This window comes from Paenibacillus amylolyticus, from assembly GCF_047302515.1.
GTDB classification, from domain to species: domain Bacteria; phylum Bacillota; class Bacilli; order Paenibacillales; family Paenibacillaceae; genus Paenibacillus; species Paenibacillus amylolyticus_G.
The window spans coordinates 4919480-4934365 of record NZ_CP168019.1; the positions used below are offsets into that span (position 1 = coordinate 4919480).

A 14886-nucleotide genomic window follows, 5' to 3' on the forward strand; every position below is an offset into this window, starting at 1 on the left:
CCATACTCTGATCACCTGCTCGTCGTTATATCGGCATTCTGCATCATCCGATTCATGCAAAGTGCTTATCTATTATTTTTAATGATACTGACAATCATTTTTGTTCATTTTACGTGAATCTGCTCCGTCTGTACAATGAGGCTCAGTAGTGAAATCTAGCTACACAGACAGGAGGAATATTGAACATGAAAGCTATTGTCCATTCGGCCCAGAGCGGCCTTGCAGGTCTTCAATATACAGAGTCAATCTCTCGGGCACCAGAAGCCGGGGAAGTGCAGATTCAATTAAAATCCGCTGGTATCAATCATCGGGATCTATTCATCATGGCAGGACGCGGCCCTCAGGACATCCCACTCGTTCCCGGTTCCGATGGAGCAGGTATTATCGTAGCGATTGGCGAAAGCGTAAGAGGGTTCGCGATAGGAGATGAAGTCATTATCCATCCTACGCTCGGTTGGGAACATGCATCTGAAGTGCCCACCGTACCCGATATTGTTGGTGGCCCTATGGATGGAACACTGGCTCAATATATAACGTTGCCTGCTGAAAATGCCCTGCCTAAGCCAGCCCACCTATCCTGGGAGGAAGCAGGTGTGCTGTCCCTTTCAGCCCTGACGGCCTATCGCGCCTTATTCACTCGCGGTGTATTGAATAAAGGTGAACATGTGCTCATTCCCGGTATTGGCGGTGGTGTAGCAACCTATGCCCTGCTCATGGCGGTTGCGGCAGGTGCCAAGGTGACCGTCACCTCCAGAAGTGAAGCCAAAAGAAATGAGGCACTGCGCTTGGGTGCTACCCATGCATTGGATAGTCATGCCGATTGGAGTACGCAGAACGATCTGGAACCTGTGGACATCATCTTGGATAGCATCGGACAAGCCATGTTCCCCAAATATTTTGATATAATCAGACCAGGTGGACGTATCGTGATGTATGGTGCAAGCTCGGGGGATGTTCTGACCCTACCCATTCGCTCTATCTTCTTCCCGCAGATCAGTCTGATCGGCACCTCTATGGGCAGCCGTGAGGGGTTTATCCAGATGCTGCAATGGGTGGAGCAACATGACATACATCCTGTAATTGATGGCGTATATCCGTTACAGGACGCAGCAAAAGCGTTCGAACGTATGGAAAAAGGCGAGCAGTTTGGTAATCTGGCTATCCTTATGGAGTGATATCTATTTTGAGATGGGCCTTCATGAATTGTTGAAAATTGATTAACGATAATGGGGTGAATCCATCTGACCCGTCTCGCTAAACGTATACTAATTGTTCTTATTACTATTATCATTGTGGCCCAAATTCCTATGTTAAAAGAAACCTTAGCCCGAGGAGTTACTACGTTATATGTGAAGATAAAGTATCCCGAACATTCCTTTCAATTCCAAGACTTCATCTACGAGTCTCATTTCGGAAACTATATCATTTCTTATACTGATCAAGACGAACAACGCATTAGTCTGATGCTTGAGCCCAATTTTTTTCCGGCGCTCATTACGTATGATCCATTGAATCAACCCATGAAATGACTAGTTTGTTCACACTATGAATCATTCAGGAGGTATCGATATGGACAATCGATTACATTTGGTAGAATTGGTTCGCAAACTGATGGACTCTGAAGGAACGGAAGCCGAGTTGGATGACATGTTGACGGAGCTACAGCAGCAGGTACCACATGCGGAGATCAGTAATCTGATTTTCTGGGATGATCGAGACCTGACGCCTGAACAGATTGTGGAAGAAGCCTTGGCTTCCCGTCCAATCATTCTTCCACCCCAATCTTAATATTCTTCAGGAGATGAACGATAGGATATGTCTGACATGTCTGATATGAATCATAATAACAACAATGTACACCCTGATTTTAACGAAAACAGCGGAGAAGAAAACATATTAGTCAGAGGAGCGGCCTTTGCTATGCTTGTTGGACATCAACAAGTTAATGGTGCAGCATCGGCGCTAGAATCACTTCAATCCAATCCCGATTTTGGCTCTTCTGCAATGCGGGTACTGCATTCGAAACAAGGAAGTAATAATCAATAAACCAAGTTTACCCTCCCCAATTTCCATAATTTCGTTATAATGGTAAGCAAGACACCATGCAATTGGAGGATAATTATGGAAACGGAAGCTTTACGCAACGTGGAACAACTAGCTCTGAAGAAACACAAGATTTACAAACAAAGTTTAATCAGGTACCTCGCACGCTCCATGCTGGCCAGTATGTTTATCGGATTCGGCGTCATCGTGGCGTTTAAGACAGGTAACTTCTTTTATATGGAGCAGTCCCCGTTCACCTATCCGATGGCGGCAATTACATTTGGCGCGGCCATCATTCTGATCGCCTATGGCGGGGGTGACCTGTTCACGGGCAATACGTTTTATTACACGTATGCAGCGCTGCGCAAGAAACTGCGTTGGTTCGAAGTGATTAAGCTGTGGATTGCGAGTTATAGCGGTAACCTGATGGGTGCAGCCGTGTTTGCCTTGTTAATCTACCTGACCGGATTGTTCGACTCGTCTCAGGTGAATGGTTTTCTGTTAAGCGTGGTGGAGCATAAGATGGAAGTTCCGACCATGCAGCTCTTTTTCCGCGGAATCCTGTGTAACTGGCTTGTATGTATGGCGTTTTTTGTCCCGATGTTCATGAAGGAGAATGGAGCCAAAATGTTTGCCATGATGCTCTTTGTGTTCTGCTTCTTCATCTCGGGATATGAGCACAGCATCGCCAATATGTGTACGTTCGCGATTGCACTTGTGCTGAATCACCCGGGGACGATCTCATTTGAAGGTGTGCTTCACAACCTGGTTCCCGTGACCTTGGGTAATCTGGTGGGTGGTGTGCTGCTGATGGGCTTTATGTATTATGCGGTGAACAAACCGTTTCTGGATGAAGAGACGCATTAATCTCTGGCAAAAAAAGCCCTCCTTCCGGCCCGGTCCTTCGACCGTGGCTAATCGGTAAGATGAATCCAAAACACCCCGGCATCCTTCCCATCTCAGGGAAAAGGTTGCCGGGGTGTTTCTCTATGGGCAGGCTCACGGATAAGCCGCTTGCCCTCCACACGCATAGCCATGTGATACACAACCACATGGCTCCATGCGGTGGGTCGGCAAGCAGGCCGCAATCAGGTAGCCCTGTGTTGCCCGCTTGCCAACCCCATCCGTGGCTTAGAAGTACTCCCGCCACGGAGTATATTCAATATCGTTGTCGCCGCGCGTGACCACGATCATATTCTCAATTTTACCCGTGTCCTTATTGGTACGGTAGATCATCGTACGTGTCTCGCCTTCTTCCGGCACAGAGAACAGGAACTTGTCCGCAACGAACGAAGAACCAAGTCCAGTGGCATGTTCTGTAAAGGCAGAGCCCGTCTTGCTTGTGAGCAGCAGGCCAATCCCGTAGGCTGTAGCCGTTTGTGCTGCTTTGCCAAAGAGATGCTCGCCTTGACTGGTCGTGTGCGTTTGCTCCGAATACCTATACTTTTCCGTATCCTTGCTATAGTCCACCACATTGCCCTGTTTATCCAGACTGATGGTAGTCGTTTCGCCCTTGTCGCTTTTCACCTGATACGTACCTACGATGGAATCCTCGGTTATTTTTACCGTCTTGCCAGTATTGGGGTCAGTCTGATAGATTACATCTTCATACTGAAGCCGAATGATGTTCATGCTGGCCTGAATCTGCTGCGCCAGTTCTTCGTCACCCATCTCTTTGGCTTTCTTCAGCATTTCCTCATAGTTCTGGTATTTCTCAGCATCCTTCTCATCCCATTCATCCATGTTCTTTGGTGGACCTGGCGTTTTGTCCAGATCATCGCCTTTATTTTTGCCCATGGTTGATAGCGCCCGCGCTGCGGTCAGCGCCGTCATGATTGCCTGGCTCACCGCCTCTTCATCTGTCGTGCGGAAACGCTCGGCAATCTTCTTAAGCTCCGACTGAATGGACAGAACCAGTTCCAGAACAGATTTCATCGTGCCTTGAGCCGTTGAATAATCGTTATAAAAACGCTCACGCTCCATGCCATCCCAGTTGCTGCGCATGACACTCATCTTGCCGTCCAATGTAGACATGAAGCCCGATAATTGCTGATGTGCCTGAGCGAACTGCCCACTGACCGTCTCCAGTTGTTCCGGTGTCACCTTGATCTGTGTCATCCTGCACACTCCTCTTCGTGGTCATTTATATCCCGTGGTTAACCAATGTGTTGCCCGCACAGCTCTCTCCCAGATTCCAACCAACTTGTCATGATCCTGTTCCCGATATGCAGCGACTAACATGTCCGACGTATGCTCCTTTTCTATTAAAAGTAAAAGGTTATGTAAAAGCCCGATCCTGGGATCGGACTTGTTTAATACATCAAATTTGAAATAACTCTACGTTTATTTTACCATGTCCATCATTCAATCTGTACCCATAATTTCCAATCTTGAGTCAACGTTCTACCTCCGTTTTTGGCTTCCAACGGATGGTTGCTGCCGATTGGGAAGGCAGTATATATCGGAACGAATCTCCGCTCATGACTACCTCAAAGGAAACTTCTGCCTCACCCGTGTTAGCCGCAACCAGCACCATCGTTCCATCCGGATTGCGGAAGGTTACGTTCTCGATCTTGCCCTGTTCTTGCGTGGAAGCAACTCTCACAGCTCCCGGACGTACATAACGGCTGATGTGGCCTAACGCATAATACTCGACATTTCTAGTGATTTCATTATTCTCCGAGTCAATCGTCACAACCCCACGACAGTTCTCACAGCCACCATTCGTAGGTCCACCTTGCGGATCGAGTGCGATGTTCCAAAGCAGCACATTTTTTGCCCAGTTACGAGGTGCACCAATGATGAGATTGGACATCTGCCAGCTCAGATTCTCGCCAAAATCTGGACTCCACTCCCCACCACTACATTCGGTAAAATAGATATTTTTGTCCGGGAAACGCTCATACACTTCCGACATGGCAGATGGATCACCTGCATAACAGTGAAAAGCAGATCCATCGATATATGCAGCAGCCTGCTCATCACCAAGCACCTTGCTGGTATATTCAACCGCCTGATCCCAGTTATGATCATACGCGATGATTTGCGTATCCAGTCCGGCATCCTGTAGCGCCGGGCCTAGATAATCCCGAATGAACATGGCTTGTTCTTCGGCTCCCATACTCATGCTCGGATATTTATCCGAGGTGAACTCGGGTTCATTTTGCAACGTGATCCCGTAGATGGGAATGCCCTTCGTCTGATAAGCTTTGATGTATTTCACAAAATATCTTGCGTACGCTTCGTACACTCGGGGATCGTTGTAATCCAGATACCAGCCGTTCGTGGTCTTCTCCCCATACTTCATCCAGGCCGGGGCCGTCCACGGTGTGCCCAGTACTTTAAGATCTGGTTTCAAACCAGCTACACGCTCCAGCATATTCACAACTTCCTGATCCTTTTCGATCGAAAAGTGTTCCATGTCATAGTCCGTGCCGGACTCGATATCGTCATAGGTATAACTCGAAGCTACACCTGATTCATCTACCGAATAATCGGAGGCACCAATCGTGTGACGCACCATATCCATGTTCAAGCCTTCCGTCGTAAATAACTCCTTTAGCAGTTGTTCTTGCTGTTCCTCTGGGAGCTCGTTGATTAGATGCGCAGATGAACCCGTCATCGCTGCGCCAAATCCATCCATGGTCTGATACGTCTTGTCCGGATCAATCTGTATGGTAAACTCCGCCGAGGGAGTGTCTGCTGACTGCATTGTAACTTGTGAAGAGCTTGTGTCTGCATCATGTTGATCTGTAATTGGAATGGGCTTCTGTGGTGTAAGCAGATTTTGCTGATCTCCCGTGGTTAACCAGACTTCGGCCGCTGTCTGCTTCTCCGCAATCGGTGGAGGAATGGATTGTTCATTTCGGTTGAGGATAAGCCAGATTCCTGCACCGACACAACAAACAGCAGCGATCAACAGGATCATCCCTCGTTTGGGATGATCTCTCCAGCGTATGTTCATCACGCTTCACTCTCCTTCCATTGTGGAAAAAGCCGCGGCCACTGGGCCACGACTCAATTTCCTATATATATGAAGTAGAACAAACTGCATTTAACGCAAATAACTTCACTGGGAGAACAACTTTTCGATCTCCCTGATTGCACTTTTATTTACCAGACTTGCTTCCGATATTCACACTGCCTGTCAGACGAATATCATCCGATGCACTGCCAACATACACTTGAACTTTACCCTTAGGCATTACCCATTCATGCGATGTTTCATCCCAATAGGACAATGCGCTGCGATCCAGTTGAATGTTGACCCGTTGCTGCTTGCCTGCCTTCAGATCAACCTTCGCCCAGCCAGCAAGTTGTTTCTCCGGCGTTTCAACTTTGGTTGGCAGATTGCCGACATAAACCTGTACAACTTCTGCCCCGGAAACTTTACCGGTATTGCGCAGGTTGAGGGATACTTCTACAGTTGCTTTGTCGCCTTTGCCAGTGTTCTTCACATGCAGATTACGATAATTAAAATCGGTATACGACAGTCCGTGTCCAAAGGCAAACGCCGGTGTCATGCCTTCTTTGTCATATCCTTTGTATCCTACAAAAATACCCTCGGAGTAGTTACCCACCCCATTCACACCCGGGAATTGTTCCGAAGTGGATACCGGGGTCTGGGAATCATCTGATGGGAACGTCACCGGCAACTTACCAGATGGATTCACATCACCGAACAGCACACGTGCCACTGCATTACCTTGTTCCTGACCTGCGTACCAAGCTTGAACGATGGATGGCACTTCTTTTTGCCAGGAGTCCATCTCGACAGCACGACCACTCATTTGCACCACGATCGTTTTCGGATTGGCTGCCGCCACCTTGCGGATCAACTGCTCCTGGTTATTTGGCAGTTCCAGATCGGAACGGTCGACATAACCTTCACTGTCATACGTACGTGTTACCACTACGGCAACATCTGATTTTTTCGCCAAATCAACTGCTTTTTGCATCTTGATATCAACAGCGTCTTCTGGAGCTTCCCAGCCAAAACGAACCTGTGCACCCATATCATGATTAGTCTGTACCGGGAAATCCGTACGATACTCAATTCGAATATTGTGGGACTCGCCTTCTTTGAATGTGATTTCTTTCTTTGTTGTACTCAATGTTTCACCTTGATTGTCTACGAGTAACTTATCATCCACATACAGTTTCGCAGAACCTAGACTGGTCAGGGACAGTTTATATTCACCCGTTTGAGGTGCTGTGATCGCCCCTGTCCAACGAGCAGACATTTTGGCATTGAATTTCGTTGGTGTCACTGGAAGCTTGGAAGATTGTGCGTTAAAACCTTCATAGTTGTAGAATCCAAGATTCATGTTGACCTGATTATCTGTACGGACCAAAGAAGGATTACCCTCCATATCTTTATTCGTCCAGTATTCAGCACGCAGACCGTATTCCGCGCGATCTGTACCATAGTCTCTTTCACTTTCCTGAGCATCCGCTGGTGATAAAAGAGTAGAAGGTACGGCGGATGGTCCATTAAATGCATCTCCTGCGGAGATAGGATCCGTTCCGGCAGCATATTTTACATCCACACCGTTACCGGCACGGTTACGAATGCCTTGAAGCGGACTTACAGTATACGTCGGATTAACCAGACTGCTACCTCCACCAGCAGCAGATGCGTTATCTGCATCCGGACCGATGACAGCGATGGATTTCACGTTTTTCTTGGACAGCGGCAGCGCATTATCGTTGTTTTGCAAAAGAACCATGCTCTCTTCTGCAATTTCACGTGCCTGTTTGCCGTCTTTCTTGGCATTGATTTGTGTATTTGTTACAGGACTATCAAACAGCCCTTTATCGAACATTTGAAGCAAAATGCGTCTAACCTTCTCATCAATGGTTTGCTCGCTGACTTCGCCATTGTTCACGGCTTCCAGCAATTTGTCTCCCCATTTGCCGTAAGGCTCTCCCGGTGTCTCCAGATCCAGACCCGCATTGGCGGACTTGGCTGTGCTGAAGTTTGCACCGTAGTCACTCATGACAAACCCTTCGAAGCCAAACTGATCCCGAAGGACATTGGTCAGCATCTCCTTGTTCTCACAAGCATATGTACCGTTCACCTGGTTAAATGAACACATTGCTGAACCAAGATTCGCTTTTTCGACCATCGCCTGGAACGGACGTGCATAGACTTCCTGAATGGCACGTTCGCTGGCTGTTGCATTGGTCGTGAAACGTTCCGTCTCCTGGTTGTTCAGGATATAGTGTTTCGCTGTAGCGATAACTGGATTACTTTGAATCCCGTTCACATACGCTGCACCCATGCCGGAAGCCAGTAGCGGATCTTCCCCGAGAGATTCGAAGTTCCGGGAACCCCATGGTGTACGTGCAATATCCAGCCCAGGGCCGAGCACTACATTATGTGTTGTATCATGTGCTTCCTGACCGATCAGATCGCCATATTTCTTGGCCAGATTGGTATCCCAAGAAGCGGCAAGCGCGATGGGTGCAGGCAATGCCGTGGACTTTTTGTCCTGCACATCCGGGTTAGCCACACGTACTCCTGCGGGTCCATCTGCCATCTGTAATGCCGGAATGCCGAGGCGCTCCAATCCATCATTATAGAAACCATAATAGTTATTTACTTTACCGGTTACGAATCCAACTTTCTCCTCCAGCGTCATCTCCTTGAGCAGCAGCTCGGTGCGTTCTTCCGCTGATAGAGATGTGTTCATCCAAGGCCGATCAGCCCCGGATTCCGCCTCCGCGGCGAAGGCGTGCAGCGGCATAGCCGCAACCGCCACGATGATTAATAACATAAACCATCGTTTGAGGAAAATCAGATTGAGTCTTCTGTTCATGTTGTAAGTTCTCCTTCTCTCTTGATCATTTTTCTTGTGCACATATTGAATACATGTATACAAGGGAATGCAAACTGGCTTGATCCCAGTCTTTCAAGCATTCAGGTCTTCCTGCACATGGCTTCTGAAACTGCAGCCTGCAAGCAAGTCAGCAGATTTCGCTTCCTAACGATAGCCGACATGATCATGAATTACATCCCCTTAAATTTGGTAAATGACCGATTGGAACAAGCCTAGTTCTTTGGAATCACCATATTAATAATTCAGATAACAAAACAAGAAAACGAATTATTTACATTTCCGTAACTACTTTAGAACAAATTCTTTACTTTTAAAAACAGTCGGTTCGACCCACTCCCGATCACCAATTAATGCAATTAATTATCAGATTAAGGAATATACCACACGCTCTGGGTCCTAAGTCTATTTGTAAACGGAACCAATCCGGTCCATTGAAATATCCAAAAATATAAAAGCAGCTGAGGTCCCTTTTAACAGGTTCTTCAGCTGCCTTTATGGTTTATATAGGGCGGTTCACTTCTAGTTCGTTCACTTCTAATTCTGTAACTGTGCAAGAATCTGCGGGTCCTTGATCTTTTTATCTTCGGCGAGCAACATCACCTTGGACAGAATCTCAGCTGTTCTCGGATCTTCATCCAGGAATGGCAGGAAGATTCGACCCCGATGCTGACTGTGCACCGGAACAATATGAAGTGCACCTGTGGCTTGTTTAAACACATTACCACTCCCCAGATGAACAGCATACTCACCCAATTCACCATCAATTCGTGCGTAATTCCCGTCAAGACGTACATTGTCGATCTTCAGCAGACGTAACGACTCGTTCACAATGACGTGACGCATCTCGATTGTTGTCAGGCTGGCTTCCGGATCTACGCCTCCCACATGTGCAACGCTGACCACCAGATCAATATCACGCATAACTTCCGAGAAGAACGTCAGCGGCACATCTTGCAGCGCTACAGGTTTGTAGCTCTTGCGATCGTAGAATTGCACCGTCTCCAAGGTAGGTGCTTCGGTATCTGCTGGTGAGAACCAATCTGCCATGGCATAGAGATTCGCGATCAGATTGTGCTCGTAACTTACCTTCTGCAGACCTTCCTCATAACTGACAGTCCATTGGCGCCCTTTCAGCAGAGCTACTGCTTTTTTCGGTTGAATCTGATACCCGGCGTATCGGCGAGACACCGTACCATTAGCCAATTCGTCCTCGTTAGGAAGATACAGCTCACGGAATACCTGCTTGAACGGCTGACGCTCCTGACGTGTGAACAGATCCCGCTGGAATTCACTCCAGCTTCCGCTCTGATACAGATGAAGCGGATGAGCAATCAACAGTTGATCCTGTTCCGCTAGTGCCTGGATCGTACCATCCGGTCCTGGAGCAACCAAACCACTGGACGATACATCGAATCTCCCCGTCTTGTCATCTGACTTGAATACAAGTGTTCTTACCAGCGGATATATAACCGGATTTTGCATCAGTCTGGCAATTTCCTGACGTGTAAAGGATGTTCCAGCAGTCATCGAACGTTCCAGCTCCTGTCGTGCCCGGCGATACTGATCCACCAGATCCGATTTGAGCTCTTTCAGTTCAGCGATATATCCATCTTTTTTGAACCGGGCAGGTACAGATTTGAGTGCCTTGCCTTTGCTAACGATAACCATCTCGGGTTGGCCTTCCTCATCAATGACCAATTGTGCTGTCGTGTCAGCATCCAATGCATGAGGTTCAAAGAAAGATTTCATCTCATCCAACCTACGTGCTTCCATGTCCCACATCAGCCGCGTAACATCGGCATAACCTGCATTACGAGCAAGATTGCCCAGTGCAATCTGTGATGCCACACCTTCACTGGCACGGCGTTGTGCACCGAATTGTTTGCTCTGCATCAGGAACTTCTGAATGAAGTCGTATCGCTCACGCAGATCCTGTTCGCGATTTACAGCGAATGGAATCAAACTGTAAGTTAACAAATGATCCTTGTTTCGCTTGTCTGACACGGAATCACGCATATCGTCCAGTCGAAGCTTGCCCAGTGCAGCATCTGCGAACAATTGGGATCTGCGGTGGTTAGATCCCCCGGAAATGTACTTGGCACAATCGTATAACAGATTGAATCGTTCCTCTCCGACAGCAGCATAGGCTTCTTCAAACCAAGCGATATCAAACGCACCTTCATTAAAGTCCTGTGGTGAGATTGGAGAATAGTGGGCCACGATGGTTTCTTTCTCCGCAGTAAAGCGTTCATTAATATGAGCATGGAAGTACCAAGCTGCACTGCGTAGACCTTCCCATCCCAGATGTTTCGCTACAATCTCCATCCACTGCGGGGCGTACATGGCTGCTTCCAGCAATTTTTTCTCATTCACCGGATACTTCTGGAGCAATTCCCCAAGACGCTTCTCATCTTCTCCATCCCGTGGATGACAATTCTGAATTAGATAGCTAAACGTCTCTTTACGTGTTGTGTTGTCTCCATAGCTATAGATATATCCACGGACAAATGTATCCTGATCCATCGCCGAGACTAGATGTACCCAGTGTTCCATGCCTTCAATCCGTTCCAGTTTCATGGCAAGTGTACTTACTTCTGTAGAGAGTTCTCCCCGGGTCAGCTCGATCTCCAGAATCCGATTAACGACCGTATCCCGTAAGTGAATCAGCTTCGGATCATTTGCGATCCCCTCTGTACGAGTGGATGTTAAGTCCCGAATAAACAACAGACGATTCCCACCGACCAGCACCTGTCGATATATCTCTTGATCATCAATCAGGTTCAACTGGTACGCACGCAGGAAATCTTCAAGTGACAGTAAAGACAGCGGTTGACTACTCTCTACAAGACTGGTGAACTGGTAAGCTGTCTGGAAGAAACGTTTGAAGCTGTTGTCGTCATGGATTTTGCCACGAACTACATAATTCCAAGGTCCAGTCAGAATATGAAGCATGCCTGACTCTTTCTCGAGTCGATCAGCAGGCATACTCGCGATGATGGAGGCCCAGGTTTTCTCAGCTATTTCAAACGTGTCAATCGGATCGCTATCCAGAAATGCCGCCGATATCAGTGCCACTACCTGATCCTTATACGTTAACGAATCCAGCATCTGCTGCAGCTTTTCGATGTCATCCAGAGGATAGATCTGTTCAGCAAACGACTTGCGCCAGCCTTCCAATAACGGAATCTTCTGCAATTCGTCATAGTCATACTGTTCACGGAAATAACTGTAATGGTCGCTCAAATTGCCATTGAACTCCCGGAGCTGTATCGCCATGTATAGCTGCATCAGTTCCACACTGCTGAACCCGGCATGTTGAATATAGTTCTCCCATACGTCATGAAGCGGAAACTGTTCCATCTGCTTCATTTCATTCCGCTCTCCATATGGAACCTTGGAGCGAAGACTCGCTCCGACTAACAATGTGTCTTTATAGCCAGCGTAGTATTCCACTTGATACTCATGATCCCTGTGTTCATGCACTAATTCACTAAGTCCCTCCAGAAATGGTCTGGTTTTATCCAGAGAGATTGTAAAGATATCCTTCGGATTATGGCCCTTGAGATCACGCTTCTCATCCAGCAATGGCTCACGTCGCTTCGGATCAAATAAACCAAATCCATTAGAGGCTGTGTAACGACTGCCCTGATCGGTCAGCTTATCCAGCAGTTTCTGTTCCTTGGCAGTGGGTGTCTCAATCAGCTGCGCCAATGGCTGCAATTGCTCCTGCTGATCTATCCGCTCTGGATCTGCCGCAATCTCGGTCAATAATTCTAGCGCACCCAAGCGCTGCAGTTCACTCTTGGCCTGCAAAAGTCGCTTCAGCGAGACCGCCAATTGGTCCACGGGTTGCAGTAACAATACATGAATGACCTTCTGACGAAGTGAGCCTGTTTTGAGCTTCATCAACGCCTCCATCTGTTTCATCTCATCAACCGTCAACGTGAGCAGCTTCGCTTTGGCGAGTGCACTCTCCCGATTACTGATGCTTTTATCAGACAAACTCTCAAACACAAACTGTCTTTGCACCTCATTATCGGGATGCTGAACAAACTGGGACAACAGTTCTCCGCGCAGTTCCGGGCTTAAACGGTCCTTGATTGCGATGACCTCCCCGATCCATTCCGGGTCCATATCATAAGCGGCCAAATATAACATTTTCTTGACTACATCATCCGTATCAATCCGGTAGTGAACATACTCAAGTACACCCGATGGTCCACCTGACCCGCCTTTTGGAATGGCAGCCAGCATCTGTTTGAACCGATCAAAGTCCTGACGCCGCAAGGCCTTTTCTCCAAGAGCAGGCAATGGCCACACGTAGACGCTACGCTGATTCTCTCCATTCTCAAAACTCCAGTTGTACATATACATCGCATCATAGTTGGTCACAATCCAGTGCATCAACTCGGTATCCTGCGCCTCCAGATAACGACGTGCAATGTCCAAACGAAGCTCCCTGTTCTGGCTGTTAGCCAGTACATATTGAGCAACAATCTTCTGATATAACTGACCTTGATCCATAATCTCGATTATCTTGCTCTTCAATTCATTCTCTTCAATGACCGCTGTCGCCCAAAGACTGATAAAGAGTTTGTTGGCGTTAGCTTCCTGCTGCCAGGCCTCGCGTACTTCTGGTTGCACAAGCGCCTGATAGGCCTGTTCAATCAACTGTGCCGCAACACGCTGGTTGGCTGCTTCTATACCGATCCCCGTCCATACGGCAAGCGCTCTTACCACGGAACTGAAACGAATCAGGTTGTTGTCGATAATGATTTTTAATATGTAAATATAGGCTTCCAGTGTCCCTTCATCCATCCGCTCCACAATGCTTTGGCGAAGCCCTTCCTGCAACCTTGCTGCAACGAGTAGCTCACCCACCATCTGATAGGCATCCGCCTGATCGCTCATGAATATGCCTTTGATCATTTCATGGGTTAACAGCGCCGTCTGATTGTCACCATAGATAATATCATGTAGCGCCTGCTTCATATCTCCGCCCTGATGATCCAGTTCATAAGCGATACAATCTGCCAGAACCCAACGGATCTCATGCAGATAATCCAGCTTGTACTCACGAAGTGACACATATTCCTCCAGGGAGAAATTTTTCATTTCCATACGGAACAATCCCATCAGTTTACGGATGACTTGTTCTACATGCTGCTCCGGATCGGATGTGCGGAAAGGGCGGCGTTCATAGTTGTTACTGTATGGGAAACGAGTCGCACGCTCTGCAATATAACGGAATCGTGCAACCAATGACTCGCTTGCCAGATGCTGGAGCACATCCAATAGTGGCTGGAATAATGGTTTCTGCGTTTCTGCAGCCAACCTTCCAAGCAACTTATCAGTATTCAAAAACATCTTTTCGTCTCCACGTAAATACGTAGACCCGGCGATCTCCACAACATAGCCTGCCAGCTCAAGCTGTACCCCTGTTAACGACTTGGCTCTTTCCTGCAATCCATCCATATACACCTGTACTTGCTCTTCCTGATTCATCCTGTTCTCCTCCTTCATCGCTCTCTACCACAGACGTCCGGCAAGCATTGTAAAACGAATAAACACCACGTTATCTCCGTCTTTTACAACAAGTGACTCATCCAGCTCCTGCAATTCTTCATCGTTGAGAAATACTTTATATAACCCATCCTCATAGGCGGTTATAGCTGTCTCCATCGCAACATTCAGATCAGGAACACCCTCATTGTATACTGCGCCAAACCCGACTTTCCCCGCCGCTCCTTGCGCCTCAATATCATCCGGCATCAGGTAGGCGAGCAGTTCTGACTGTTTCTTCTTGTCCTGAAGTGCTTTTACTTGTAGAGCCACCATGTTCTCAATGAGCTGCCTTAACGTATGAGTTGTTTCCGGAAGTTCGGCAGCTTGCTTAGCAAGTACCGGCTTGCGCTTGCCCAGACTTTTTACCGTTATCCATACGTTCACTGCATTCCCTCCCTTGTCCTGCTCTTTTTGAAGAAGCTTCCATAAGCCCCGA

9 protein-coding genes are annotated in these 14886 nt (G+C 47.7%); 4 read left to right on the forward strand and 5 right to left on the reverse strand.

Annotation, left to right across the window (positions count from 1 at the left end):
- Positions 1-185 precede the first annotated feature (185 nt).
- From ACDJ59_RS21465 to ACDJ59_RS21480, 4 genes are all read left to right on the forward strand, one after another.
- Positions 186-1175: a quinone oxidoreductase family protein gene (locus tag ACDJ59_RS21465; RefSeq protein WP_413405624.1), complete on the forward strand. Its 990-nt coding sequence runs from the start codon at positions 186-188 to the stop codon at positions 1173-1175.
- Between the two features lie 394 nt (positions 1176-1569).
- Positions 1570-1788, forward strand: coding sequence for a bacteriocin immunity protein (locus ACDJ59_RS21470; RefSeq protein WP_081745826.1), 219 nt, complete (start codon positions 1570-1572; stop codon positions 1786-1788).
- 36 nt (positions 1789-1824) lie between these two features.
- A complete protein-coding gene (locus ACDJ59_RS21475; protein WP_413405626.1) occupies positions 1825-2046 on the forward strand; it encodes a hypothetical protein in 222 nt (73 codons plus the stop codon).
- A gap of 75 nt (positions 2047-2121) precedes the next feature.
- Complete coding sequence (locus ACDJ59_RS21480; RefSeq protein ID WP_017690511.1) at positions 2122-2910, forward strand: formate/nitrite transporter family protein; 789 nt, start codon at positions 2122-2124, stop codon at positions 2908-2910.
- Between the two features lie 264 nt (positions 2911-3174).
- On the opposite strand, the gene ACDJ59_RS21485 is transcribed toward ACDJ59_RS21480, so the two are convergent.
- The 5 genes from ACDJ59_RS21485 to ACDJ59_RS21505 form a co-directional block, all read right to left on the reverse strand.
- Positions 3175-4161: a WXG100 family type VII secretion target gene (locus tag ACDJ59_RS21485; protein WP_036606168.1), complete on the reverse strand. Its 987-nt coding sequence runs from the start codon at positions 4159-4161 to the stop codon at positions 3175-3177.
- 277 nt (positions 4162-4438) lie between these two features.
- Positions 4439-6007 carry a glycoside hydrolase family 30 protein gene (locus ACDJ59_RS21490; RefSeq protein WP_413409880.1) on the reverse strand — a complete coding sequence of 523 codons (1569 nt, stop codon included), beginning with the start codon at positions 6005-6007 and terminating at the stop codon, positions 4439-4441.
- Between the two features lie 145 nt (positions 6008-6152).
- The gene (locus ACDJ59_RS21495) at positions 6153-8864 is read right to left on the reverse strand and encodes a glycoside hydrolase family 3 C-terminal domain-containing protein (protein ID WP_413405629.1); all 2712 of its coding nucleotides are present in this window, start codon (positions 8862-8864) and stop codon (positions 6153-6155) included.
- A 555-nt stretch (positions 8865-9419) separates the two neighbouring features.
- Positions 9420-14390: a DUF4132 domain-containing protein gene (locus tag ACDJ59_RS21500; protein ID WP_413405631.1), complete on the reverse strand. Its 4971-nt coding sequence runs from the start codon at positions 14388-14390 to the stop codon at positions 9420-9422.
- Between the two features lie 24 nt (positions 14391-14414).
- Positions 14415-14834 carry a hypothetical protein gene (locus ACDJ59_RS21505; RefSeq protein ID WP_413405633.1) on the reverse strand — a complete coding sequence of 140 codons (420 nt, stop codon included), beginning with the start codon at positions 14832-14834 and terminating at the stop codon, positions 14415-14417.
- Between the last annotated feature and the right edge of the window lie 52 nt (positions 14835-14886).